Origin of the sequence: Xanthobacter autotrophicus (genome assembly GCF_030015065.1) — a bacterium.
In the GTDB taxonomy this organism is placed as follows: Bacteria; Pseudomonadota; Alphaproteobacteria; order Rhizobiales; family Xanthobacteraceae; genus Xanthobacter; species Xanthobacter autotrophicus_D.
In genome coordinates this window covers 1-25,173 of record NZ_JAIVFN010000027.1, presented here as the reverse complement: position 1 = coordinate 25,173, position 25,173 = coordinate 1, and the positions used below count along the sequence as shown (strand labels likewise).

The 25,173-nt window shown below is 70.0% G+C and carries 21 protein-coding genes and 1 tRNA gene; 7 read left to right on the top strand and 15 right to left on the bottom strand.

Annotated features, from left to right (window positions below; translation table 11 throughout):
* Positions 1–144: 144 nt before the first annotated feature.
* The gene (locus tag K9U40_RS07975) at positions 145–972 is read right to left on the bottom strand and encodes a transporter (protein WP_282889682.1); all 828 of its coding nucleotides are present in this window, start codon (positions 970–972) and stop codon (positions 145–147) included.
* On the opposite strand from K9U40_RS07975, the gene K9U40_RS07970 reads away from it, so the two are divergent.
* Positions 962–1,165, top strand: a complete 204-nt coding sequence (locus K9U40_RS07970) for a hypothetical protein (protein WP_282889681.1) — start codon at positions 962–964, stop codon at positions 1,163–1,165. The two genes, K9U40_RS07975 and K9U40_RS07970, sit on opposite strands and share 11 nt — an antisense overlap.
* A 244-nt stretch (positions 1,166–1,409) precedes the next feature.
* Positions 1,410–2,141, top strand: coding sequence for a response regulator transcription factor (locus tag K9U40_RS07965; protein WP_282889680.1), 732 nt, complete (start codon positions 1,410–1,412; stop codon positions 2,139–2,141).
* A 127-nt stretch (positions 2,142–2,268) separates the two neighbouring features.
* Here the strand turns inward: K9U40_RS07965 and K9U40_RS07960 are convergent, their stop codons facing one another.
* The 5 genes from K9U40_RS07960 to K9U40_RS07940 all read right to left on the bottom strand — a co-directional run bounded on the left by K9U40_RS07960 (position 2,269) and on the right by K9U40_RS07940 (position 6,598).
* Positions 2,269–2,907, bottom strand: a complete 639-nt coding sequence (locus K9U40_RS07960; RefSeq protein WP_282889679.1) for a DUF6538 domain-containing protein — start codon at positions 2,905–2,907, stop codon at positions 2,269–2,271.
* An 86-nt stretch (positions 2,908–2,993) separates the two neighbouring features.
* Positions 2,994–3,078 (bottom strand) — tRNA-Leu (locus K9U40_RS07955).
* 313 nt (positions 3,079–3,391) lie between these two features.
* Complete coding sequence (locus tag K9U40_RS07950; RefSeq protein ID WP_282889678.1) at positions 3,392–4,162, bottom strand: enoyl-CoA hydratase; 771 nt, start codon at positions 4,160–4,162, stop codon at positions 3,392–3,394.
* A 162-nt stretch (positions 4,163–4,324) separates the two neighbouring features.
* Positions 4,325–5,206, bottom strand: a complete 882-nt coding sequence (gene mutM / locus K9U40_RS07945; RefSeq protein ID WP_282889677.1) for a bifunctional DNA-formamidopyrimidine glycosylase/DNA-(apurinic or apyrimidinic site) lyase — start codon at positions 5,204–5,206, stop codon at positions 4,325–4,327.
* 225 nt (positions 5,207–5,431) lie between these two features.
* On the bottom strand, positions 5,432–6,598 hold the full coding sequence (locus K9U40_RS07940) for a DNA recombination protein RmuC (protein WP_282889676.1): 1,167 nt from the start codon (positions 6,596–6,598) through the stop codon (positions 5,432–5,434).
* Positions 6,599–6,678: 80 nt separating this feature from the next.
* Between K9U40_RS07940 and def the strand changes: the two genes are divergently transcribed.
* The 4 genes from def (at position 6,679) to K9U40_RS07920 (ending at position 9,488) form a co-directional block, all read left to right on the top strand.
* The gene (gene def / locus K9U40_RS07935) at positions 6,679–7,197 is read left to right on the top strand and encodes a peptide deformylase (RefSeq protein ID WP_282889675.1); all 519 of its coding nucleotides are present in this window, start codon (positions 6,679–6,681) and stop codon (positions 7,195–7,197) included.
* A gap of 118 nt (positions 7,198–7,315) precedes the next feature.
* Positions 7,316–8,239: a methionyl-tRNA formyltransferase gene (gene fmt / locus K9U40_RS07930; protein WP_282889674.1), complete on the top strand. Its 924-nt coding sequence runs from the start codon at positions 7,316–7,318 to the stop codon at positions 8,237–8,239.
* 14 nt (positions 8,240–8,253) lie between these two features.
* A complete protein-coding gene (gene truA, locus K9U40_RS07925; RefSeq protein ID WP_282889673.1) occupies positions 8,254–8,991 on the top strand; it encodes a tRNA pseudouridine(38-40) synthase TruA in 738 nt (245 codons plus the stop codon).
* Between the two features lie 152 nt (positions 8,992–9,143).
* Positions 9,144–9,488: a hypothetical protein gene (locus K9U40_RS07920; protein ID WP_282889672.1), complete on the top strand. Its 345-nt coding sequence runs from the start codon at positions 9,144–9,146 to the stop codon at positions 9,486–9,488.
* Between the two features lie 72 nt (positions 9,489–9,560).
* Here K9U40_RS07920 and trxA read toward each other — a convergent pair whose 3' ends face one another.
* The 9 genes from trxA to K9U40_RS07875 form a co-directional block, all read right to left on the bottom strand.
* Entirely contained in the window at positions 9,561–9,881 is a 321-nt protein-coding gene (gene trxA / locus K9U40_RS07915; protein ID WP_282889671.1) for a thioredoxin, read from the bottom strand.
* Positions 9,882–9,967: 86 nt separating this feature from the next.
* Positions 9,968–13,471, bottom strand: coding sequence for a double-strand break repair helicase AddA (addA, locus tag K9U40_RS07910; RefSeq protein WP_282889670.1), 3,504 nt, complete (start codon positions 13,469–13,471; stop codon positions 9,968–9,970).
* Entirely contained in the window at positions 13,468–14,283 is an 816-nt protein-coding gene (locus tag K9U40_RS07905; protein WP_282889669.1) for a PD-(D/E)XK nuclease family protein, read from the bottom strand. Before K9U40_RS07905 ends, addA begins: the two co-directional genes overlap by 4 nt.
* Positions 14,280–16,460, bottom strand: a complete 2,181-nt coding sequence (addB, locus tag K9U40_RS07900) for a double-strand break repair protein AddB (protein ID WP_282889668.1) — start codon at positions 16,458–16,460, stop codon at positions 14,280–14,282. The genes K9U40_RS07905 and addB overlap by 4 nt, the downstream gene beginning before the upstream one ends.
* A 23-nt stretch (positions 16,461–16,483) precedes the next feature.
* On the bottom strand, positions 16,484–17,185 hold the full coding sequence (locus K9U40_RS07895) for a nucleotidyltransferase family protein (RefSeq protein WP_282889693.1): 702 nt from the start codon (positions 17,183–17,185) through the stop codon (positions 16,484–16,486).
* Between the two features lie 62 nt (positions 17,186–17,247).
* Entirely contained in the window at positions 17,248–18,819 is a 1,572-nt protein-coding gene (gene tsaE / locus K9U40_RS07890; RefSeq protein WP_282889667.1) for a tRNA (adenosine(37)-N6)-threonylcarbamoyltransferase complex ATPase subunit type 1 TsaE, read from the bottom strand.
* Positions 18,816–21,383, bottom strand: a complete 2,568-nt coding sequence (locus K9U40_RS07885) for a sensor histidine kinase (RefSeq protein WP_282889666.1) — start codon at positions 21,381–21,383, stop codon at positions 18,816–18,818. The genes tsaE and K9U40_RS07885 overlap by 4 nt, the downstream gene beginning before the upstream one ends.
* A gap of 256 nt (positions 21,384–21,639) precedes the next feature.
* Positions 21,640–22,869, bottom strand: a complete 1,230-nt coding sequence (locus K9U40_RS07880; protein ID WP_282889665.1) for an ArgE/DapE family deacylase — start codon at positions 22,867–22,869, stop codon at positions 21,640–21,642.
* 105 nt (positions 22,870–22,974) lie between these two features.
* Complete coding sequence (locus tag K9U40_RS07875; RefSeq protein ID WP_282889664.1) at positions 22,975–24,198, bottom strand: urate hydroxylase PuuD; 1,224 nt, start codon at positions 24,196–24,198, stop codon at positions 22,975–22,977.
* 192 nt (positions 24,199–24,390) lie between these two features.
* On the opposite strand from K9U40_RS07875, the gene K9U40_RS07870 reads away from it, so the two are divergent.
* On the top strand, positions 24,391–25,173 hold a 783-nt coding region (locus K9U40_RS07870; RefSeq protein WP_282889663.1), incomplete at its 3' end, for a LysR family transcriptional regulator.

The window sequence follows — 25,173 nt, the reverse complement described above, 5'->3', positions numbered from 1 at the left end:
TTTTTGAGGCTAGCGTCTGACCGCCGCCACCACAAGATGATGTTGTGAGCCGGCGCCGGAAATCGGCGATGACCCCGATCGGCCCCGCGGGAGGCCGGTCGGGTCATGCTCACCTGCACACGGGGGAACCTCAGCTACCGTGCTTCACTTGTGAAGCAGGGCCGTCTGAGCCGGCGGGGGATTCCACAGCGGCACGATGAGGCGGAACCAGCCGCGCGTGTCGGTGCCGCCGTAATTCTCCTCGTAGACATCCGTGGTGAGGTAGGCCTGCGCAATCACCGGGCCGAAATCGTAGCCGACGAGGCCGCCCACCGCGAACTGGCTCTGCTTCCTATAGAGCGGCACCGGCGAATTGAGGTCCGTCGAGTAATAGGCGACCGGACCGATCTCGAACTTGCCGATCTTCTTGGTGGCGGTGAGGTCCACGTTCAGGAAGTCGGGATTGATGGTGTTGGTGTCGCCGGCGGCCTGGATGCCCCAGATGGCGTTGGCGGTGAGGTTCCAGCCGTCCGCCGTGTAGCTCAGGGCGAAGCGCTGGTTGAACGAGGTGGAATCGAAGGCGACCCCCGTGTCCACCCCGAGGTAGAAGCCCGCCAGGTAGCTGAAGCCGAAGCCGTTGCCGAGGTTCCAGGCGAGCTGGGCGGCGAACCAGGGATTGTAGAAGCCCGAGATGTAGTCGGCATTCTCGACGCCCACTTCCACCACCGGCACGGCGGCGAGCAACTGGAGCCGCCCGCCGAACAGGAACACGGGCGAGGCCCAGGCCAGCACGGGGATGTCCACGCCCACGCAGGTGGTATCAGGCGAGGTGTTGCGGCAGCCCCAGTCGGCTGTGTTCACGAAATAGAGGCCCTCCGGCAGCGGCGCACCGGTGGCGAGGCCCACCGTTTCGCCGGGCTGGGTCACCGAGCCCGCATGGGCCATTCCGGCACCCGCAAGCAGCATCAGGGTGCCCACGGCCGTGGCCTTCAAAATCGTTCCTTGCATCGACTTCCCCCCTTCACGCATGGCGGGCGATTTTGAGGCTCTCGCCTTCTTGATCCCGCCGCATTCTGTGCTGTTCAAAATCGAAACGGGCGAATTGCGTCCGCTGACGCTCCCGATTTCGACTGTCTTGACATTCAGCAATCACGCCGGCGATGGCCATTACCCTTTAGGGAAGTGAAAGGTCGTCCGGGTTTCCCTATCCCCGTCACGGCGACTGCCATTGCCCGAAGGTGAAATATTCCGCGCCCGGTGCCGCGGATATGCTCGCCAGCCGTACGGAGGATACGCCAAGGCATCCCAGCGCTGTTCCGGCCCCGCTCCCGTCGTCGCTCTCGGCGATGCTCGGCCACGGGCCATGGACACGACCAGCGGAGCCGATCCGTTCGACAAGAGGAAGCCGGAAAGGACTCGCAATGCCGCCCGTGAAACTTCTGCTCATCGACGGTGACGCCGATCACGGCAGCGTCCTTTCCAAGAGCCTCGGCAGCGCCGGATATTGCGTCGACTGGAAGATCCGAGGACGCGAGGGCCAGGAGGCGGCACTCGCAGGGGGCTACGGCCTCATGGTTCTCGATGCCCGGCTGCCGGACATGGACGGGCTCGACATTTGCCGCGCTCTGGTCCGGTCCGGCGAGGCACCGGGGATGCTGCTCCTCTCGTCATGCGCCGACGTGGGCCAGCGTGTGCGCGGTCTCGATGCGGGAGCCGACGACTATCTCGTCAAGCCGTTCGCACTCGAAGAGCTGCTCGCCCGCTTGCGGGCTCTGCTGCGCCGCCGCCTGGCGCCCGCCGGAGCCTCGGAGGCATGCCTGTCGGTCGGGGACCTCGTCCTCGACCGGCAGACGCGCGAGGCGAGGTCCGGCCAGCAGCAGGTTGAGCTCACCTTGCGCGAATTCCACCTGCTCGAATTCCTGATGCGCAATGCCGGGAAACCCCTTAGCCGAGAAAACATCCTCACCTATGTGTGGGATGAGCCGGTATCAATGAACTCCGTCGATGTCTACATGGGCTATGTGCGCCGAAAGCTCGGCGTCCTTCGCTCGGCGACCCGGGTCGAGACCATCCGCAGTGTTGGCTTCAGGCTGGCGCCGGTCCCTTCGCCCGGGCGAGGTGAACAGCATCTGGCCCTGCCTGTCCTGGCGTTTGACGCGTGACGCGTGACGCGGGCCGCTTCCAGCGCAATCCGCCTGCTTGTGGTCGCAACGGAGCCTCCCATCGGCTTTGCAAACCGAAGGTCGGGGGGTCGATCCCCTCATCCGGCACCATTTCAACGCATTGAAATCAAAAACGACTTTCTAGCGAGCCCCTGGCGCTAGGCCGGCCGATGGATGGCATTGTCGCCACCCTGTCGCCACCGCGAAGGAAATTCCCGTGCGGCTCAAGGAGGGCGATCCTCTTGGCTCGCAAGAAGCGGTCAGCAACAGATCCGAGGACCGCCTCCAGTTTCTCGGCATCATGTGCTTTGCGAATCTGCCGGCCAGCGCTCCCCCACACCGCGGTCTCCTCGTCCTCCCACCAGTCCTCGGCGATCACCATTCCCCTGCCTTCGACATGCTCGACTGCAAGGCTCCAGCCGCGATCCGAGTCCGCCCAGGAGCAATAGGGTTCGCCAGCCAGAGCGGTGGCCTGCTTGTGCGTCAGGGAAACAGGCGCCGAGACACGCAGCGCCTTCCAGACCGTATCGAGATAGGCGTCAATCTCCGCCGTCCGGCGCTTGACCTCGGCAGGGTCATCGGTTCGCAGCGATACGCGGACACTCGCAGCCTTCTCCGAAATGGTGAGGGCGATGGTCTGTGACCCCACCAGAACGTGCAGCGTCGTACCCACCGCCCGATCACGGACATCGGTTGGAATTCGCCGGACGAACTGATGATTGCGCGCGCCTTTTCGTCTCACGGGACGAACCAGCCTGAAGAGCATCGTTGCGCACCCTTGTAGCACAGTCGGGCTAGCGCAACACTCTGATAAGGCTGAACTTCTTGAGCTGGCATGCTTTCAGAAGTTGTTGGTGCCCAGGAGAGGACTCGAACCTCCACGGCTTTCACCACTGGTACCTGAAACCAGCGCGTCTACCAATTCCGCCACCTGGGCCCCGGACGGCCCGGGGCCGTCAGGAGCGCTTCACATAAGGGGGTGCGTGGGACGTGTCAATAACACCTGCACACCATGTGATCGAAAGCTGTGAACAAGCTCAGCCGTGACAGCGGAACCCACCTGGAGCCTGCCCCCCTGCGATCGACCGCGCCCGTGGGCGCGGCGAACACAGGGGGATCCACCGTGGAACCTCTCCCGGCCCGGGCGAGGCAATGGAACAAGTGTCACGCCACCAGCCATAGCCCGGGCCTGCCGGCAGCCGGGCGGCAACCACGGCGCCGCGCAGCCGGCATCGCCCCCGCCCAAATCGTCAATGCTCGAACTTCGCCGGGCGCTTCTCGATGAAGGCGGACATGCCTTCCTTCTGGTCGGCGAGCGCGAACTGGGCCTGGAACACCCGCCGCTCGAAGCGGATGCCCTCGGCCAGCGTGGTCTCGTAGGAGCGGTTCACGCTCTCCTTGGTCTGCATCGCCACGGTGGCCGACATGCCGGCAATGGCCGCCGCCACCTTCATTGCCTCGTCCACCAGTTCGGCGGCCGGCACCACGCGGGAGACGAGGCCCACGCGCTCGGCCTCGGCGGCGTCCATGAGGCGGCCGGTGAGGCACATCTCCATGGCCTTCGACTTGCCCACGAACCGGGTGAGGCGCTGGGTACCGCCGGCGCCGGGCATCACGCCCAGCTTGATCTCGGGCTGGCCGAACTTCGCCGTGTCGGCGGCAAGGATGAAGTCGCACATCATGGCAAGCTCGCAGCCGCCGCCCAGCGCAAAGCCCGCCACCGCCGCGATCACCGGCTTGCGGGCGCGGGACAGGCGCTCCCATGAGGTGATGAAATCGTCGAGATAGGTCGCCGGATAGGTGAAGGCCTGCATCTCCTTGATGTCGGCGCCGGCCGCAAACGCCTTCTCCGACCCGGTCAGCACGACGCAGCCGATGCCCCGATCCTGCTCGAACGCGTCGAGCGCCGCGTTCAGCTCGCCGATGAGCTGGCCGTTGAGCGCGTTGAGCGCCTTGGGGCGGTTCAGCCGGATGAGCCCCACGCGGTCGTGCTGCTCCACCAGGATCGTCTCGTATGCCATCCCATTCCTCCTCGTCGTCCGGCGTGACACCGGCACCTCCTCCCGCCGACGCAGAGCCCGCGGTCACCGTGCTCTATCGCGTCGTGGGATGAAGGCGAAGAGGCAATGCCGCACAGTCCCCGTGCAGGCCTGCCCCGCCTTTGGCAGGCACCCTTTGGCAAGCTACCTTTGGCAGGTGGGGCAATAGAAGGTGGAGCGCCCGTTCTGCACGATGCGCCTGATGGTGTCCTTGCAGCGCAGCGTCTGGCAGGGCTGGCCCTCGCGGTCATAGACCTTGAAGGTGTGCTGGAAATAGCCGAGCTCGCCATTCACCTGGCGGTGGTCGCGCAGGGAGGAGCCGCCGGCATGGATCGCCTCGCGCAGCACGTCGCGGATGGCGGTGACGAGCCGCTCCGCCCTGAGCGTGGGGGCGCCCTCGGTGGTGGCAATGGTGTGGGCGAGGCGGCGCGGCGACAGGCCGGCTCGGAACAGCGCCTCGCAGACATAGATGTTGCCGAGCCCGGCCACCAGCTTCTGGTCCAGCAGCGCCGCCTTGAGCGAGGTGTGGCGGCGGGCGCAGGCGCGGGCGAGATACTCCGCATTGAAGCCGTTGCCCAGGGGCTCCGGCCCCAGGCCCGCCAGCAGCGGATGGGACATGATCTGGTCGTAGGGCACGATCAGGATCGCCCCGAAGCGCCTGGGATCGTTGAAGGTCACGGTGGCGCCGCCGGCCAGGTGCAGCACCACGTGATCGTGCGGGCCGCCGGCCGCGCGCGGATGATGGAAGCGACCGGGCCGGCCCTTCACCGGCGCGCCCTCGATGCGGATGGACCCCGACATGCCGAGATGCAGGATCATCACCTCCCCGCCATCCAGGTCGGCGAGGAGGTATTTGGCGCGGCGCCCGATGGCCTCGACCCGGCGTCCGGCGAGGCGTTCGGCGAAGTTCTCAGGCAGGGGCCAGCGCAGGTCCGGCCGGCGGGCCTCGGCGCTTTCGATCACGGCACCCTGCAGGACGGGCATGAGACCGCGGCGGACGGTCTCCACCTCGGGCAATTCGGGCATGTTTTCCTAAACTCGGTGAGGCACGCCGCAACCGGCACGCGAATCGTCACGGCCTTGTAGGATCGGGCCGACCGGCCCCCCGCGCAAGATGGTGCTTCACCCTTTCCCGCCTTGCGGTCCCCGCGTCGCGACAGCCCTTGCGGCGGGAGCGGCGAAACCGCAGCGGGGGCACACATGCCACCCCGGCCCCATCGGCCGCAGACGGAGCTGACGAGGCTGGCGGCGTCACTTGAGCGGCGAGACCTTCTCCCCTTCCGGCTCGTTCAGGGGGGTCTCGAAATCCAGCTGCTCCAGGCGCAGGCCCCGGCGGGCGATCTTGTCGGCGGAGACCATGACCCGGCCCACATCGTCGCCCACCTGCGCGAAATGCCTGGCGAGCTCGCCCACCCGCTCGCGCAACCGGGTCACGTCGGTCACCAGCGCCGCCACTTCGGCGCGCACCCGGTCCGCCGCCTCGCGCATGCGAGCATCCTTGGCGATGGCCTGCACCACCTGCACCGCCAGCATGAGCAAAGACGGCGAGACCAGCACCACGCGCAGGCGGTAGGCCTCCTGCACCACGCCGTCGAAATGCTCGGAAATCTCCGCGTAGACCGATTCGGAGGGTACGAAGATGAGGGCCACGTCCTGGGTCTCGCCCGGCACGAAATAACGCTCGGCCACATCATAGACGTGCTTCAGGAGGTCGTTGCGCAGCCTCTGCCCCGCCGCCTTGCGGATGTCGGCCGAGGGCGCCTCGCGGAAGGCGGTGACCGCCTCCAGCGGGAATTTGGAATCCACCAGCAGCGGGCGCGGGTCGCCGGGCAGGAAGATGGCGCAGTCCGGCCGCCTGCCGTTGGAAAGGGTGTGCTGAAAGGCGAAGCTGCCGCGCGGCAGGCCGTCCGCCACGATGGCCTCCATGCGCGCCTGTCCGAAGGCACCCCGCGCCTGCTTGTTGGCCAGGGTCTCCTTGAGCGCGACCACCTGGGCGGAGAGGTCGGTGAGGCTGCGCTCCGCCTGCTCCACCATCACGAGGCGCTCGGCGATGCGGGTCAGGCTCTCATGGGTGGCGCGGGCGGTGGTGGACAGCGTCTCGCCGATGCGGTGGGAAGTGGCGTCGAGCCGGTCCGCCACCGCGCGGGCAAGCTCGCTCTGCCGGTGGGCGAGCACTTCCGTCATGCTCTGCACCCGGCCCGCGGTTTCCGCCTGGACACGGACGAGCTCGCGCAGCCGGCGATCCATTTCGTCGCGCCGGAGCGCCTCCTCGGCGGCTGCGGTGGCCCGCGCCCGCGACTGGCGCACACTGGAGACGAAGGCCAGAAACACAACAAGCGCAAGCAGCCCCGCGCCGAGGGCTGCGGCCTCGGCCAGGGTGACGGCATGGCCCGCCAGGCTGAACAGCGCCTCCTGCATGACACCTTCTACCGCGATTCTTCGTCCGAACAAACAGCGAACATATTGACCAAATCCGCAGCTTCGCTTATCTCGCGGGAATGGCGACGCGACCCATCCTCATCATCCCCGAGCCCAAGCTCCGCACCCTCTCGGCATCGGTCGAGAAAATCGACGGCGAGATCCGCAAGCTCGTGGAGGACATGTTCGACACCATGTACGACGCGCCGGGCATCGGCCTGGCCGCGATCCAGGTGGGCGTGCAGAAGCGCGTCGTCACCATTGATGTCGCCCGCGAGGGCGAGGCGAAGAAGCCCATCGCCCTCATCAACCCCGAGATCATCGCGGCGTCCGAGGAAACCTCGGTCTACAGCGAGGGCTGCCTCTCCATCCCCGAATATTACGAGGAGGTGGAACGGCCGGCGCGGGTCACCGTGCGCTTCCAGGACATCGAGGGGCAGGTGCGCGAAGTGGCGGCGGACGGGCTGTTCGCCACCTGCGTGCAGCACGAGATCGACCACCTGAACGGCGTGCTCTTCATCGACCACATCTCCAAGCTGAAGCGCGACCGGGTGATCAAGAAGTTCACCAAGCAGGCGCGGCACAAGGACGAGGTCTGACGCCCGGACCCCGCCACGCCCTCCCCGTTGATGCCCCCTGGCATCCGGGTCGTTTCGCTCAACCGCCGCGCGGACCTGACCGGACTTCGGCAGGCCGGACCGGCCCGGATCAGGCAGCATGCGCATCGTCTTCATGGGGACGCCGGATTTCGCCGTGCCGACCCTTTCCGAGATCGTCGGCCGCGGGCATGAGGTGGTGGCGGTCTATACTCGCGCGCCCGCTCCGGCCGGCCGGCGCGGGCTCGACCTCACCCCCTCCCCGGTCCACCAGGTGGCCGAGCGCTTCGGCCTCAAGGTGCTGACCCCGAAAAGCCTGCGCAGCGCCGAGGCGGCGGCCGAATTTGCCGTCCATGACGCGGACGTCGCCGTGGTGGTGGCCTATGGCCTCATCCTGCCGCCGGCGATCCTTGCCGCGCCGCGGCTCGGCTGCCTCAATTTGCACGGCTCGCTGCTGCCCCGCTGGCGCGGCGCGGCGCCGATCCAGCGCGCCATCATGGCCGGGGACGAGGCGACGGGCGTTTGCGTGATGCAGATGGAGGAAGGCCTCGACACCGGCCCCGTGGGCCTCGTGGAGCGCATCCCCATCGGTCCCGACATGACCGCGGGCGACCTCCACGACCGCATGATGGTGCTGGGGGCCGACCTGATGGCGCGCGCTCTGGCGGCGCTGGAGCGCGGCGGCCTCGCCTTCACCCCCCAGCCGGAGGCGGGCGTCGCCTATGCGGCCAAGATCGAGAAGACGGAGACCCGCATCGACTGGTCGCAGCCGGCGCAGGTGGTGCATGATCGCATCCGCGGGCTCGCGCCCTTCCCCGGCGCCTGGTTCCCGCTGGGGCCGGACGAGATCCGTGTGAAGGTGCTGCGCTCAACCTTGGCGGACGGCGCGGGCGTCCCCGGCGAGGTGCTGGACGACCGCCTCACCATCGCCTGCGGCACCGGCGCGGTGCGGCTGGTGGAATTGCAGAAGGCCGGCAAGCAGCCGGCGGGGGCGTCGAGCTTTCTCAATGGAAACGCCGTTCCGCCAGGCACCCGGCTCGCCTGAGCCGCTTCAGCCTCATGCCCCGCTACAAGCTCACCATCGAATATGATGGCACCTCCTATGCCGGCTGGCAGATCCAGGCCGACCGGGAGACCGTGCAGGGCGCGCTGGCGCAGGCATTCCGGCGCTTCTGCGGCGAGGACGTGCTGGTGGCCGGGGCCGGGCGCACCGATGCCGGTGTTCATGCCACCGGCCAGGTGGCCCATGTGGACCTGTCGCGGCACTGGCGGTGCGATACGGTGCGGGACGCGATGACCGCCCAGCTGCGCCCCCACCCGATCGCTGTCCTCCACGCGGAGGAAGTGCCGGACACGTTCGACGCCCGCTTCTCCGCCATCAAGCGGCACTACCTCTACCGCATCGTCAACCGGCGGCCGGACCTCGCCCTCGACCGGGACCGCGCCTGGCGCATCCCGCAGAAGCTCGATGCCGGTGCCATGCACGATGCCGCCCAGCGGCTTTTGGGCAAGCACGATTTCTCCACCTTCCGCGCCGCCGAGTGCCAGGCCGCATCGCCGCTGAAGACGCTGGACCAACTGGACGTCTTCCGCTCCGGCGACGAGATCCGCATCGTCACCTCGGCGCGGTCCTTCCTGCACCATCAGGTGCGGTCCATGGTGGGCTCGCTGATGCGTGTGGGCGAGGGCCGCTGGAGCGCGGACGATCTGGAGGCCGCTCTGAAGGCCGCCGACCGCACCCGCTGCGGCCCCATGGCGCCGGCCGCCGGGCTCTATCTCGCCGCCGTCAGCTATTGAGGACTGGCGGCCTGCGGCGCCCGGCCATCACCCTTTTGTAAGCCGCGGCGATCGCCGGACCAGGAACGTCTCCAGCGCGCCGGCATTTCCCCTTCACAGCCCACGAGGACCTGCGAGGCGGGGTCCAGGCGGCAGAAGAGGGACTTGCGACCATGTTTGGCTTTCCCTTCCACAGCCGGCGTTCCGCGCCACAGGCCCGCGGCTTCGCCCCATCCCACGTGGTGGCGCGGCTGGTGCCTGCGGCGCCATGCGGCTGGATCTTCTTCGATGGCAGCGAGACCCGCATGACCACCGATGACGGTGCCACCCTCGTCATTCCGGGCGGCGCCTTCTTTCCCCGGGAGGCGCGCCGTTATGCCAACGAAGGCGAGGCGCGGGCCGAGGCGGCACGGCTCAACGACGCGGGCCTGTGCCTCGACCGGCCGTGGCGGGCAAGGCCGGCCTCCGCATTCGATGACGGGCGATCATCCCTCGCCCGTGCGGTGGCGCAGTTCTGACGGCATCCGGACAAGGCAAAGCCGCCGTTGCCGGCAGGCAGCGGCGGCTCCGGTTTTCAAAGCGGGACCCGATCAGATCGCGCCGTTGATCCACTGCACCAGCTTCGCCTTGGGGGCGGCGCCCACCTGGCGGGAGGCGATCTTGCCGTCCTTGAACAACAGCAGGGTGGGGATGGACATGATGCCGTACTTGGAAGCGGTGGCGGGATTCTCATCCACGTTCAGCTTCACGATGCGGATCTTCTCGCCCATCTCGCCGGACACTTCCTCGAGGATGGGGGCCACCATGCGGCAAGGACCGCACCATTCGGCCCAGAAGTCCACGATGACGGGCGCGCCGGACTTCAGCACGTCCTGTTCAAAACTCTGATCCGAAACCTTCTCGACCGCCATGGCAGACCTCGTAGGGGAGAACCGGGGGAACCACTGAATGTTGAGACCGAACGTAGGGAGCCCCTCCCCTCCTCGTCAAGGCACCGTCACGGCGAGGTGAGGCCGAGCCGCGCCAGTGCCGCCTGCAGGCGGGTGGACTCGAGCCGGAAAACGCGAGGACCCGCCGTATAGACGAGCCGGGCCTCGAAAGCGCGCCCGGCGAACACCTGCGACAGAAGGGCGCCATAGACGGCGAGCTGCGCCACATAAGCCTCCGCCACGTCTTCCGGCCGCTGGGGTGGAGTGCGGTCGGTCTTGAAATCGGCGACGATCAGGAGGCCGGGCGTCACCGCCAGCCGGTCGATGCGGCCGGAAACATGAAAATCCGCACCCTCCTGTGCCTTCAACCGGCCAATGACGGGCACTTCCGCCCGGCTTCCCGCGCCGAACAGGTCCGCGAGCGGCGCATGGCCGATGACGCCGAGTGCTTCCTCCAGCACCTCCCGATGGATGTCGTCCGCCACCTTGTCTGCCGCGTGCCGCAGCAGCCTCAGGCCCGCCGCCACGCGCTCGGGCACCGGCACATCGGGCAGGCCGGCGAGCAGGCGGTGGACGAGGTCGCCTCGCACCAACGGCGAGAGCGCCGTCTCGGGCCCCGGCGTGCGCAGGGGCGAGGGACCGGCGGCTTCGGCTTTGGACGGGCGCAGCAGGCGCGGCGCAGGTTGGGGCGCCGGCGGATGCGGGAAGGCGGGCAGCGCCGCCGCCTCCCCAACCACGGACGAGGGCGCCGCCGGCCCGGCCACGGCGAGGCCCGGCCCCTTGTTCCAGCGCAGCACCCGCCCCTCGAAGCCAAGGGCGTCCCGCTCCTGCGCCTCCCCGGCGAGAGCGGCGCGCACCAGCTCGTACCAGCAGCCCTCCGGCCGGGCATGGGCCTTGTCCTTGGCCGGCGCGCGGGTCTCGGCGCCGCAGACGATCACCGCATCCTCGGCGCGGGTGAGGGCCACATAGAGCAGGCGCCGGTGCTCCTCCAGCTCGCGCGCGGCGGCGGCGGCGCGGGCGGTGGCGAGCCGTTCGGGGTCTTCCGCCTTGCGCGGGGCCAGCACCGGGACCTCACCCTCCGGCCCCGGCACGCTCACAAGGCCGCCGGCGGAGCGCGCCTTCGGCATGTCCACCGTGTCGGCGAGGATGACGATGGGCGCCTCCAGCCCCTTGGCGCCGTGCACGGTCATCACCCGCACCTCGTTGCGCCCGCTCTCCATGTCGCGCTTGGTCTCGGCGCCACCCCGGCGCAGATAGGCGAGGAAGCCGGCGAGGCTGGCCGGCTCGGTGGATTCGTAGGCGCGGGCCAGCGCCATGAATTCGTCCAGCACGTCCGCCGCCTCGGGGCCGAGCCGGGCCAGCATGGCGCGCCGCCCGCCGTCGCGGCCCAGCACCCGGGCGTAGAAATCGAACGGCCTCAACGAAGTCGCCTCCCCACGCCATGCCGCAAGCCGCGCCCAGACGGCGGCATGGCGCGCATCTGGTGCCGCCTTGAGCGCGTCCGCCAGCCGCCCGCCTCGGCCGGGGCAGAGGGCGAGGAGGTCGTCGTCGGCGAGGCCGAACAGCGGGCTCTTGAGCAGAGCCGCCAGCGCGAGGTCGTCGTCGGGGGAGACCAGCGCGTCGCCCAGCGCCATCAGGTCGAGGGCGGCGATGTGCTCCGCCACCACCAGCCGGTCGGCCCCCGCCACTTCCACCTGCGCATCCTTCAGCTCCTTCAGCGCGCGGATGACCGCCTCGAACACCCGCCCGCGCCGGCGCACCAGCACCAGCACGTCGCCCGCGCGCATGGGCCTGCCCTGCCGCGAGGGGATGGCAAGGCCCTGCGCGATGCCGGCCTGGATGAAGCCGGCGATGCGCTGGGCGAGCCGGCTCACCGGATCGTCCGCCGGCGCCTCGTCCAGCGGCCGGCGCCAGTTGTCGGGCTGGGTCGCGGGCTCGGGCGTGGTGGTGGGCCAGATCTCCACCAGGGCCGGCGCATCGGCGCGGATGGCGGCATGCACGGGGGCCACGGCGTCCAGCGTAAGGCCGTCATGGGCCTCGGGGCGGGAGAAGATCTGGTCCACCGCCTCCAGCACGCCCGGGGCGGAGCGGAAGGAATGGGGCAGTTCCACCCGCCGCAGGGCCTCCGGCCCCGCCTTGCGGGCGAAGGTGGCGCGCATCTCGCCGAAGGCCCGCGGGTCTGCGCCCTGGAAGGAGAAAATGGACTGCTTCTCGTCCCCCACCACGAACAGGGTGCGCGTCACATCCTCCCGGGCGCCGGCGCCGGAGAAGAAATCGTCGGCAAGGCCCTGCACCACCCGCCATTGCTGCGGGCTGGTGTCCTGCGCCTCGTCCACCAGGATGTGGTCGATGCCCTGGTCCAGCTTGTACTGCACGAAGGTGGGCTGGTCCGAGAGCAGCCGGGCGGCCTTGACGATGAGGTCGTCAAAATCCAGCAGGCCGCGCGCGGCCTTCTCCTGTTCGTAGCGGCGGACGGCTTCCGCCGCGAGGGTCAGGGCGGCCTCGGTGCGCTCCAGCGTGCGGGCGCCGAGCAATTGGTCGGCGAGGCCGGCGAGGCGGTCGCGCTCGTCCCGAAGCCGCGCGGCAAGGCCGGGGGCACGGTCGGCGAAGCCCTTGGTGAAGAGGTTCCGGTCCGAGCGCGGCCCTTCCGACCCGAAGAACACCCGCCGCCAGGCCGCAAGGCCGGACGCCATGTCCCCCGCCTCGGCGGCGGCCAGAAGATCGTCGCCCCGCGTGCGGTCGGTGGCCTTGTCGGAGGCGGAAAGCTCTGCCGCAGCGCTCGCCCATTCGGAATGGGGCAAATGGGGGCTTGCCAGCATCTGCACTTCCAGATCCGCCACATTGGCATCCGCGGCAAGACCGAGCGCCCGCGCAACCGCCGCCCGCCGCGCCTGGGGCGTATCGCCCAGCGGCAGGATGCGGGCGCGCAGGGCGATGGCGGCCTCCAGCAGGCCGGAAAGGCCACTGTCGGACATGTCCTGCGTCAGCCGCGCCAGCGCCTCGCCAAGGGGCGCATTCGGCACACGGGTGGCCGCCACCACGAGGTCGGCGCGGATGCGGGCCATCAGCTCCTGCCGCCCCACCTCGTCCAGCTCGCCGAAGCCGGCGGCCACGTCCGCCTCGAACGGGAAGCGATGCAGCAGCGCGCCGCAGAAGGCATGAATGGTCTGGATCTTCAGCCCACCGGGCGTCTCCAGCGCCGCGGCGAACAGCCGGCGGGCGCGGGCGCGCAATGCGGCGTCGGGGGCCGAGCCCACGGTCTCGCGGATGGCGGCATCCAGCTCCCCATCGGGCAGGCGGACCCAGCGGCCGAGGATGGCCAGCACCCGGTTCGCCATGTTGGCCGCCGCCGCCTTGGTATAGGTGAGGCACAGGATGCGCCCGGGCGGCGTGCCGGCGAGCAGCAGGCGGATGACGCGGCGCGCCAGCACATGGGTCTTGCCCGAGCCGGCATTGGCCGACACCCAGGCCGAGAAGGCGGGGTGCGAGGCCTCCGACTGGCGGCGCGTCGCCTCGGACTTGGGATCGCGGGCGGCAGGGGAAGTGGCTTCGGCGGCGAGATCGGCGGTCATTCGCCCTCCTCCCCGGAGAGCGCCCATTCGCGCACGCGGGCGAGATGGTCATAGGTGCCGAAGGTGCCGGACCATTGTGGCGCGGCCAGCGAGCGATAGCCCTGCGCCTCGTTCTCGAACGCCTTGAGCAGGCTTTCGAGGCCGGCGAGCGCGGTCTCGGCGAGGTCCATGGTGTCGCGGTCCTTGACGCGGATGGGCTTCTCCTCGCCCCCGGCCGCGCCGCCCTTCAGTTCCACATAGAGCAGATCGACCACATCCGCCGCCGGCGCCTTGGGAAAGGCCCCACGCCGGGCCATGGCGGCCTCCAGCGGCAGCTGGGGCGAGAGCGAGGCGGCCTGTTTCGCGCTCGGCGCCGTGCCGGTCTTGTAGTCGAGAATATTGAGCAGGCCGTCGCGGCGCACCTCGATGCGGTCGGCCCGGCCGGTGAGGCGGAAGGTGATGCCCCCCAACGGAATGTCGAGGCTGCCGGCATCTTCCGCCACCACATGGTCGAGATGCGCCCGCCGCTCCCGCTCGAAGGCGATGAGGAAGCCCGCCGCCCGCTCGAACCGCGCCCACCACAGGGCATGCTCGGCGGGGAAGGCCTTGAGCGGGGCGAAGGCGCGGCGGCCTTCCTCCAGCAGCTGTTCCAGCGCGTCGGGCGGCAGATCGCGGGGATGCGCCTGGGTGAAGCGGCCGATGGCCTCGTGCAGGGCCGATCCGCGTTCCGCCCCGCCGGGGGCGGCGTCCAGCGGATCGAGCGGCAGGAGGCCGAGAACATGACGGGCATAGATGGAGTAGGGATCGCGCAGGAAGGTCTCGACCTCCGTCACCGAAAGCCGGCGGGGGCATCGTCCAGCCGGCGCGCGGCCTGAACCCAGCGGCTGCCGCGGGCGCGGGCGGCATTCCATTCCGCCTCGCCCGCCACGGTCTTCAGCCGCTGCACGAAGCGCGAGGGCACGCTCTGGGTGCCGCCCACCTTGGCGGCGAAGGTCAGCACCACCTCGGCGGCGCCGAAGCCCTGGGCGAAATCGTGGGCGGCGAGGCCGATGCGCCGCTCCGGCAGGTCCAGCCCCAGATCGCCGCGCATGGGCCGGCTGAGCCAGGGATCGGTCTCGGCGATGCGCGGCCAGCTGCCCTCGATGAGCGCGCCCAGCACCATGCGATCCACATGGATGAGCCGGGCTTCCAGCGGGCCGAGGATGCGGATGCGCGCGTGCGGCTCGGCGCGCGGGCGCACCATGGCGTCGGCGAACAGGGCGCCGGCCGCGTCCGCATAGGCCGACAGGTCGAGGGCGGGGCCATCGCCCGCCGCCCCGTCCAGCGTCTCGAAGGTGCGCGCCAGCGCGGCTTCCGCCGCATCCTCCGCGTCGAGGTCGAGAGGGCCGGCCGCCGCCTCCCAGGCGGCGCGGTGGGCGGCGACCAGATCGGCGAGGGGCACCGCGCCCCGTTGCGCGCCGATGGCCAGCAGCGGCCCCAGCGCCCGGTCGAGCCGTTCAATCAGATCCCGGGCGCGGGCCAGCGCCGCCTCCCCCATGCGCCGGCGCGGGTCGGCGCCGCGAAAATCCTCCCGGTCGAAGGCGGCGATGGCATCCCTCAGGCCGCCGATGCCGGCGCGCGGGCGCGGACCGCGCAGGGCCGCCAGTTCCAGCGTCGCCACCGCATCCGCCTTCGCGTCGGGCTCCAGCCCGAACCGCGCCAGGGGATGGGTGAGGAGCGCGAACAGGGGCACCGGCGCCAGGTCTTCCGCCGCTGCCATCACCAGCAGGCCGGCAAGCCGCCCGGCGGGGCTGTCGGCCAGCGGCGTGCCGGCGGAATCGTCCAGCGCCACGCCGAAGCGCGCCATCTCCGCCGCCACCCGGCGGGCGAGGTCCCGGTCGGGGGTGACGAGGGCGGCGGTCTCGCCCTCCCGCTCCAGGCTGTCGCGCAGCAGCAAAGCGATGGCGAGGGCCTCGGCACGCGGGTCGTCCGCCTCCACCACGCTGATGCCGGCCATGGCCGTGCCCAGCGCCGCCGGCGGCAGGCGGTCGGAGAGGCTGGCCCAGAGGTCGGAGGTCTCCGCCTGCCGCATCGCCTCGCTCATGAGCCGCTCGCGGCCGAACGGAGCCGGCGCGGCAAGGGGTAGGACCTCCCCGCGCGCCACGCCGAGGCGCGGCAACAGCCGGGCGAGGCCGTATTGGGGATGGTCCGGCGCCGCGTCCCGCCCGTCGGTGATGCGGGCGAAGGAGGCGGCATCCAGGTCCTGGTCGAGGCCCGGCAGCACCACGGCGCCTTTCGGCAGGTTGGCGATGGCGGCGAGCAGCCGGGCGGTGGCGGGCATGGAACCGGTGGAGCCCGCCGCGATCACCGGGCCGGCGCCGCTCCCCAATGTGGCGAGGCGGCGCGCTTCCGCGTCCACCAGCGCGTCGCGCCGGGCCGCCGGCTCCACCAGTCCGGCTTCGGCGAGATAGTCAGTGAAGGCGCGCCGGGCGATGCGCACGAAATCGAGCCCCACGCGGAAATAGCGGTCCAGCTCGTCCGGCACCAGCCCGTCGAGCCCGTCCACGGTCAGCCCGGCCGTGGTGAGGTCGTCGAACAGGGCGCCGAGGGCATCGGCGAGGGCAAAGGTGGCAGCGGTGCCGGCGGCCACCGCCTCCCGCCCTGCCGCTTTCGCCAGGGTGTCGCGCCAATGAGCCACCAGCCGGGCCAGCACCAGGCGCCGATGCACCGGCGCGATGGCATGGGGCGCGGCCAGCACCGGCGCATCCTCGGAGAAGGCGAGCGCGTCCTCGTCCACGTCGCCTAAAGGCACGATCTTCGGCAGCAGCAGCACCGCCCCGCCGGAGGCCTGAAGCAGCGCCTCGGCGAACAAGCGCCCGGCACGGCGGGTGGGCAGGAACACCGTGGCGCCGGCGAGCGCCAGCGGATCGGCGCGGGGGGCGAAGCCCTCCACCAGCGTGCCGTCGAGCAGCGCCGCCGCCAAAGTCGGCAGGAACGGCGCCGAGGACGGAATGGTGAGCACGCGCGGCACAGCCGCCCCTTTCTGTCTGGCGTTCAGTCGCTGGACGTCTGGATTGCCTCCTCGGCGAGGGCGATAGCGTCGGGCGTGCCCACATGCATCCAGATGCCGTCGAGGCGCAGGCCGAACAGGCGCTCCGTTTCCCCCGCCTTGTCGAAGATCCGGTTGAGGGAGAAGGCGCCGTCCGGAGCGCCCTCGAACAACTCCGGCTTCAGGATGGCGGCACCGGCATAGACGAACGGAGATATGGTGCGTTCCAGACGACGCGACAGGTGGCCGAGCGAATCCATCTGGAAGTCGCCCCGGCCGTCATAGCCGATGGAATGGGCGGCCGATGCGAGCAGCAGCAGCGCATCCATCCGCTCGGGATCGAAATGCTCCATGAGCCGGCCAAGGTTGGCCCGCGTGCCCTCGATCCAGATGGTGTCCGAATTGATGGCGAGGAACGGCCCCGGGCCCAGCAGCGGCAGCGCCTTGTGCACGCCGCCGCCGGTCTCCAGCAAGTCGCCCCGCTCATCGGACAGGATGACCTCCGGCGGCCGCCGGCGTGCCTTCAGGTGCGCTTCGAGCATGTCCGCATGGTGGTGCAGGTTGACCACCGCCCGGGGGATGCCGGCATCGCCCACGCGGTCGAGCACGTGATCAATGAGAGCACGGCCATAGACCTCTACCAGCGGCTTGGGCCGGGTGTCGGTGAGCGGGCGCATGCGCGTGCCCATCCCGGCGGCGAGCACCATTGCGGTGGAAATCCGGGCGGCGGAATTCGGGGCCGTGGAACGCCCGGCCAGTCCCTTGTCGGTCACGCGGCGAAATCCCTGGATGGCAGCACCGCCTCGTACCACATCCGGAGCGAGCCGAGATCCTGGTGGCTGAGGCAGCGGGCAAGATGGCGGCGGATGCGCGACAGGTGACGCAGATAATGCGGCTTGCCGTCGCGATCGTTGAGCCGGGTGAAGATGCCGAGGATCTTGGACGCCCGTTGCGCACCCATCAGCGCATAGGACCGCGCGAAGCCGCGCACGTCGAAGGTGGGGTCGGCCTCGCGCCGTAGCTTCACGTAATGGCCCACCAGCTGGAGCTCCAGGTCTTCCGGCACGTCCACCCGCGCGTCCTGCGCCAGCGAGACCACGTCATAGGCCGCCGGCCCCATGACCGCATCCTGGAAATCGATGAGGCCCACCCTGCGCAGCCCCTCGCGGCCGGGCAGCCAGATGAGGTTGGGGGAATGGTAGTCGCGCAGCACCCAGGTGGCCGGCTCGGCCAGCACCGGGTTGAGCGCGCTGCGCCACAGCAGGTGGAATTCCTCACGCACGACGCCGTCCAGCCGGATGCCACGGGCCGGCAGGTACCAGTCCAGCATCAGGTCGATCTCGGTGAGCATGGCCGCCGCATCATAGATGGGCAGCGCCCGCTCCACCCGCGGCGCCACGTTGAGCGTGCGCGGCAGGTTGCGGGTGTGGAGGGCGGCGAGCACCTCCATGGCGGCATGGTAGCGCTCGGGGACCGGCGCGGGCGGCGCGCCGGCGACGATGCCTTCCCGCCCCAGATCCTCCAGCACCAGCAGTCCCGTATCGAGGTCGGCGGAATAGAGCAGCGGCGCCGAGAAGCCCTGCGCCAGCAAGGCCCGGTCCATGGCCACGAAGGGCTTCACGTCCTCCGCCAGATGCACGAGCTGGCTGTAGGGCAGGCCCCGCCGCAGGGGCGGTCCGTCCGGCTGGCGCGGCGCATTCATGAGGATGGCGGAGCGGCCGGGCATGACGAGGCGGGTGTAGGAGCGGCTGGAGGCATCGCCCTGCAGGAACACCCGCTCGGCGGTGGCGAACCCGCTCTGTTCGATCAGGCTGTCGGCGATCTGGAACCGATCGAGCCGCGCGCCCACGCTGCCATGCCCGGTGAGGATGGCGATCCGCGCCTCCGGCCCCAGCCCCGCCCCGTAGTCGGTGCCTGCGGCGTGGAACAGCTCCACGTCGAGGCGGTCGGCCGGCAGCCGCTCCTCCGCCCGGTCCGGCCATTCCACCAGCAGCAGAGCATTCTCGCGCAGCTCATCCCAGCCGAGCTCGTCCAGTTCGTCGGCCTCGAGGATGCGATAGAGGTCGGCATGCACCACCCGGCCGCGGGGGAAATCGTAGGAGATCAGGATCGGGAAGGTGGGGCTCGGCACGTCCACCGTCGCATCCTCGGCGAAGGCGCGGATGAGGGCGCGGGCGAACTCGGTCTTGCCCGCCCCGAGGTCGCCGGTGAGGGTGATGGTGTCCCTCGGCCCGAACCAGGTGGAGAGCCAGCCGGCGAGGCGGGCCGTCGCCGCGAGATCTTCGAGCACGACGCGGCAGGCGACGGGCTGGCCGGCAAGGCGTTCGATGACGAGGCTCATTCGGCGGCCTCTCTCCGGCCTTCGCCGGACAAGGGAAAGATGCAGGTGGCGATGGTGCCCTGGATGTCGCGGCCTCGGGCGTCGCTGCCATTGGCGTCCGGCCCGCGTCCGGCCGGCGCCACGGTGACGGAGCCGCCGTGGAGCGTCATGAAGGAGCGCACGATGGCAAGGCCCAGCCCCAGCCCGCGATGGCGCGGGCCGGCGCTGCGGCTCTCGAAGCGCTCGAACAGGGTGTCGGCCACCTCCGTGGGCACGCCCTGCCCCTCGTCGCGCACGGTGAAGACCAGCGCCCCATCCCGCCGCGCCGCGCCGAGGCTCACCGTGCCGCCGGGGGGCGACACCGCGATGGCGTTGGACAAAAGATTGAACAGGATCTGCCGCACCCGCCGCCCGTCGGCGACGAAATGGCCGGCATCCGGATCGATGCTGACGGAAAGGTTCAGCCCCGCCTCCGCCACCGGATCGCGCACCGCCTCGGCGACGCCGAGCACGGTCTCGCCCACGTCCACGTCGGACAGGTCCAGTTCCATGGCCCCGGCGTCGATGGAGGCGAGGTCGAGGATGTCGTCGATCAGCGCGCGCAGCAGGTCCGAGGACTGGCGCATGTGGTCGAGATAATCCTGCTGGCGGGTGTTGAGCGGGCCGGCGAGGCCCTCCCGCAGCATGTCCGCAAAGCCCATCAGCGAGTTGAGGGGCGTGCGCAGGTGGTAGGAGACGTGGCCGACGAAGGCGTTCTTCAGCTTGTCCGCCGCCTCCAGCGCCTCGGCGCGCTCGATCAGCGCCCGTTCCACCTTCACGCTGTCGGTGACATCCCGGAAGGTCACCATGGTGCCGCCATCCGGCAGGGGCTGGGTGGCGCCGTCGAGCACCCGGCCATCCGGGCGCTCGAGGCGCAAGGTCACCGCCTCGCGTGGACCGATGGTGGTCACCGCATGGCGGATGCTCGCGAAGGCCGAGGTCTCCCCATGAAGCGGCCGGCACAGGGCCGCCACCGCATCCACGTGCGGCTTCTCGCCCAGCGCGCGCGCATCCAGCGACCACAGTGCGAGGAAGGCGTGGTTGTAGAGGTTGAGCCGCCCGTCCGAGCCGAACACCGCCACCGCTTCCGCCAACCCGTCCAGCGTCTCGCCCTGGATGCGGATGAGGTTGTTGTAGCGGCTTTCCAGCGCCACGTGCTCGGAGAGGTCGTCGAACAGATAGGTGACGCCGCCCTCCGCATTGGGCGTGACCACCACCCGCAGCATCTGGCCGCCGGGCAGGTGCCACCAGTCGTTCACCGGCTCGATGGCGCGGTAGGCCTCGCGCAGCTGGGCGCGCCAGCCGCGGAAATCCGCCTGCTCCGGCACCTTGCGGCGGGTGCGCAGGTCTTCCAGGATCTCGCCTTCCGCCGGGTGCTGGTCGAGGAAGGCGGGGGAGAGGTCGAACAGGCGCTCATAGGCCGCATTGTGGAACACGAGGCGCTCGTCGGCGCCGAAGATGGCCACCGCCGTGGTGAGCTGGTCCAGGGTGCGGCGATGGGCGGCGACCGCCTGCTTCATCTCCGCCCGGGCGTCCTCCTCCGAGGTCACGTCGATGGCGATGCCGGCGGTGCCGAAGGGACCCGCCACCTCCACCACCTCCATCTGCCGCCGCTGACCCTTGGTGACGGCCTTCACCCGCTGGCGGAAATGACCCTCCGCCCCTTCCGCACTCGCGGCGGCGGCCCGGGTCCTGCCATCGAGGAGGTCGAGCCCCTGCGCCCGCGCCTCCTCCGCCGTGGCGGCGCCCACCGCCGCCACGAAGGCGGGGTTCACATAAGACAGCGTGCCGTCCGCCCCGCGCAGCCAGGCCGGGGCCGGGGCGGCGTCGAGCAAGGCGGAGAGGCCAGATGCGACCGGCCCGGCCTGCGCCTGCGAAACCTCTTTTGAAGCCGGCGCGAGCAGCAGGATGCCGGCGCCGGCGCGGCTCCTGCCATCGAGGCGCAGCGGCCCGGATGCGGTATCGAAGGTCTCCGAGAGGTTGCCGTCTCCGGCCTTCAGGCGGGCGAGCGCGGCCTCGAAGGCGGGCGCGGCCGGACCCAGCTCGGCGCGCAGCGCTTCTGGGGTGCGGCCGAACAGATCCGCCGGAGCCTCCCGCCCGGTCCACAGCAGGAAAGCCGGGGCGCCGTCGGAGAGCAGGACGCGGCAGGCCTGCGCCTCGGCACGGGCGCGGGCGGCCGAGGCGGCGGCATCGGCGGCGGCGCGCTCAGCCGCGGCGATACGGCCACGCAGATCCTTCGCCTCTCGCCGGGCGCGCACAGCGGCGAGGCCGGCCATGACGGCCGCCGCGAGGCCCGCCACCGGCCAGAACGCCCCGGCAGCGACCGGGACACCGTCCCAGCCTGCCGCCGCGGGCGTGGCCGAGGCGAGACAGGTCGATGCAAGCAATGTCGAGGCAAGCAATGTCGGGGCGCGCGAAGCCGATGCCCGGCAGACGGAGGCCATGGACGAAAGGAACGAGCGCAGCAACGCCGTCAGGCGAGCGCTCTCGCGCTCACGCCCGCGCCTTCGGCGCGGAACGCCGCTGGTCCGGATGCGGTCCGCCATTCGCCCCGGTGTCCTTCCCCTGCCCGACGGGCGCCGCAGCCTCTCTCCAGCGCCCCGCGAATCATCGGCCAACTCTACCGAAGGGGCAACGGCCGTTGAAGGGCGCGCCGGCCACAGCACACAGGCGCATCGTCCCATCGGCGGCGAAGTCACGCCTTCCACAGGCCGGAGGGGGAGAAGGCCGGGCGGGCGCACCTGCCCCCCCGCACTTTAATACCGTCATGCCATTTTGGAATTTCCAAACCGGCACTGACCCCTACGCGAGCAAATCGCGCAGGGTGAGGGCGATGACAAGGGTCGCCTTGTCCAGGTCGGACAGCAGCAGGTTCTCGTCGGCCCGGTGGCCGTTGGCCTCCTCGATGGTGTGGGGGCCGGCGCCGTAGAGCACCACCGGAACGCCGGCCTCGGCATAAAGCCGCGCATCCGTGTAGATCGGAACGCCGGTCTCCTTCACCTCTTCGCCGGTGACAGCGGAGGCGTTGCGGCACAGGACCGACGACAGACGCTTCGTCCCCTCGCCGGGCACCAGCGGCCGCGCCAGCAGGATGCGCCGCACCTCCACCCGCGCCTTCGGGAAGGCGGCGGCGGCATCGGCGATCACCTTGCGCACCTCCGCCTCCACCGCTTCCGGGCTCTCGTCGGGTACGATGCGCCGGTCGAGGCGGAAGGTGACGCGGTCGGGCACCACATTGGTGTTGATGCCGCCGGAGATGAGGCCCACCGTCAGCTGCGGCGAACCGATGCCCGCCACCTCGGATACCTTGTCCTTCAGCGTTCCACGATAGGCATAGAGGGCGGTGAGGATATGGTTGGCCGCCTCCAGCGCGTCGATGCCGGTGAAGGGCAGCGCCGCGTGGGCCGACCTGCCGTTCACCTCCACCTCCAGGTGCAGGCAGCCGTTATGGCCCACCACCACGCCATAGGTGAAGCCGGCGGAGACGGCATAATCCGGCCTGGTGATGCCCTGCTCGAGAATGAAGCCCGGCCCCACCTCGCCGCCGATCTCCTCGTCATAGGTGAAGTGCAGCTCCACCGTGCCCTTCAGCGGCAGGCCCGAGCGCTTGAGCGCGTCGAGGGCGAAGGCATAGGTGGCGAAATCCGACTTGGAGACGGCGACGCCGCGGCCATACATGCGCCCGTCCACCACCTCGGCGCCATAGGGGTCCCTGGTCCAACCCTCGCCGGGGGGCACCACGTCGCCATGGGCGTTGAGGGCGATGACCGGCCCGTCCCCGAAGCGGTGGCGGACGATGAGATTGGTCACCGAGATCATGCCCGCCGCCTTCACCCGGTCGGCCGGAACGGCATGGCGCTCCACCGTGTGGCCGAGCCCTTCCAGCAGCTCGGCGGCACGCGCGGCGTGGGCGGCGCAATCGCCGGGGGGATTGTCGGACGGCACCTTCACCAGCTCCGCCAGGAACGCGCGCTGCGCGTCGGCGCGCTCGGCGATGAGGTGGCGCAGGGTGTCGGCGTCGGGGGTCGTCATGGGGCTTTCCTTCGATTCAACGGACTGTTTGATGCTTGGGTCGACCGAAACGGCAATGGCGTCGCGCCCGGCCGGAGCCGGGCACGACAAGGCGGAAGACCAACCTTACTTGCCCGCCCCCCAGGCCTTCAGCACCGCGCGGTCCTCCTCCGACAGCTCGGTGACGTTGTTGGGCGGCATGGCATGGGTCAGGCCGGCCTGCACCAGGATGAGATGGCGGTTGCGGGCGATCATCTCCGGCGTGTCCAGCAGCACCCCGCGCGGGGCGACGGCGATGCCCTCGTAAAGCGGCTCGGCCGCATGGCACATGGAGCAGCGGCCCATGACGATGTTCGCCACGTCGTCCGGCACTTCCACCGGCGGCCCGCTTTTGGCGAAGGCCGGCGCCACCAGCGGCGGCAGGCCGAGGGCGGAGCGGCCCATGGGGGTCGTGGTGGCGGAAATGGCGATGCCAAGGATGAGGCACACGGCCGCCACCAGCCAGCACCACGCCTTGTCGCCGCGCCCGGAATGGCGTTCGTTGTAGTAATAGCGGATCACCGTTCCCGCCACCAGCGACAGCGCCACGATGACATAGGCATAGGGCGTGGAATAGGTGAGCGGATAGTGGTTGGAGATCATCAGGAAGACGACGGGAAGCGTGAAGTAGTTGTTGTGCGACGACCTCAGCTTCGCGGTCTTGCCGTAATAGGGGTCCGGTACCTGCCCCGCCTTCAGCGCCGCCACCACCTTGTGCTGATTGGGGATGATGACGAAGAAGACGTTGCCGCTCATGATGGTGGCCATGAGCGCGCCGGTATGGATGAAGGCCGCGCGGGGCGAGAACACCTGCTGGAACAGGAAGGCCGCCAGCACCACGCCCGCGAACACGATGACGCCCACCGCCAGCGGAGTGTTGCCGAGCCTGGAGCGGCACAACTGGTCATAGGCGATCCAGCCGGCCGCGAGGCCCCCCATGCCGATGGCGAAGGCGACGAACGGCTTCAGGTTCATCACCGCCGGGTCGATGAGATAGATGGACGACTGGTAGTAATAGATCCAGATCAGCAGGAAGAAGCCGGTGAGCCAGGTGGCGTAGGACTGCCACTTGTGCCAGCCAAGCTCCTCGGGAAGGAAGCTCGGCGCCACCAGATACTTCTTTACCTGGTAGAAGCCGCCGCCGTGCACTTCCCAGGCCTCGCCGCCCTTGCCGGCGGGAATGTCCGGTGTCGCCTTCAGGCTGGCGTCGAGATGCATGAAATAGAAGGACGAGCCGATCCACGCCATGCCGGCGATGATGTGCGTCCAGCGCAGCAGCAGGCTGCCCCACTCGTGAAGGATAGGTTCCATGTCCGTTCAGGTCCCGTAGCTGGAAGGCGAAGGGGCATTTTCCTCGGAGCACGTGTCCAGCGGCCCAAACCCCGGGCCGGATGGACGACACGCTCCCCTGCCATTTTCTGACCGCGGAATCTTCCGGCGCCATTGGCCCCGCCGTCCCGCTTGCGTATCGTCGTGAAAGTCGGGGTCCAAGGACGCGTCATCGTGCTCGAAAACATGAAGGTCTTCGTCACGTCGGTGGAAAGCGAAAGCTTCTCTGAGGCCGCGCGGCGGCTGCGCCTGTCCGCCAACGTGGTGAGCCACCGCATCCAGATGCTGGAGAAGCATCTGGGCTGCCGGCTGTTCAACCGCACCACCCGCCGCATGAGCCTCACCGAGCAGGGCCGCGTCTATTACGAGGCCATCACCGAGGCACTGCGCATGATCGAGGCGGCGGAGAGCAACGTCTCCGAGCTCGGCGCGTTGCCACGGGGCGCCCTGAGGGTCACGGCGCCGCTGCATCTGGGCCGGCGCCTGGTGGCGCAGGTCTCGGCGCGCTACCAGGAGGCGCACCCGGAAATCGACGTGCGCCTGCGCCTTTCCGAGCACACCCTTGACCTCATCGCCGAATCCATCGACGTGGCGCTGCGCCTCGCCACCTTCGAGGATTCCAGCATGATCATGCGCAAGGTGGCACAGGTGGAGCGCATTTTGTGCGCCTCCCCCGCCTATCTGGCGCGGGCCGGGGTGCCGCTCCGCCCGCAGGACCTTCTCGCCCATCAATGCCTGCTCCTCAGATTCGCGAGCCTTCGGGAGTTGCGCTGGATGCTGACCGAAGACGGCCGTGACCTCGCCGTCCCCGTCACCGGCCACCTGGAGGCCGACGATGGCGACGTGCTCACCGTCTGGGCCCTCGAAGGGCGGGGCATCGTGGTGAAGCCCCGCTTCGAGGTGGCGGACGCGCTGGCCGAGGGCCGCCTGGTGCCGGTGCTTCAGGCCCACCCGCCC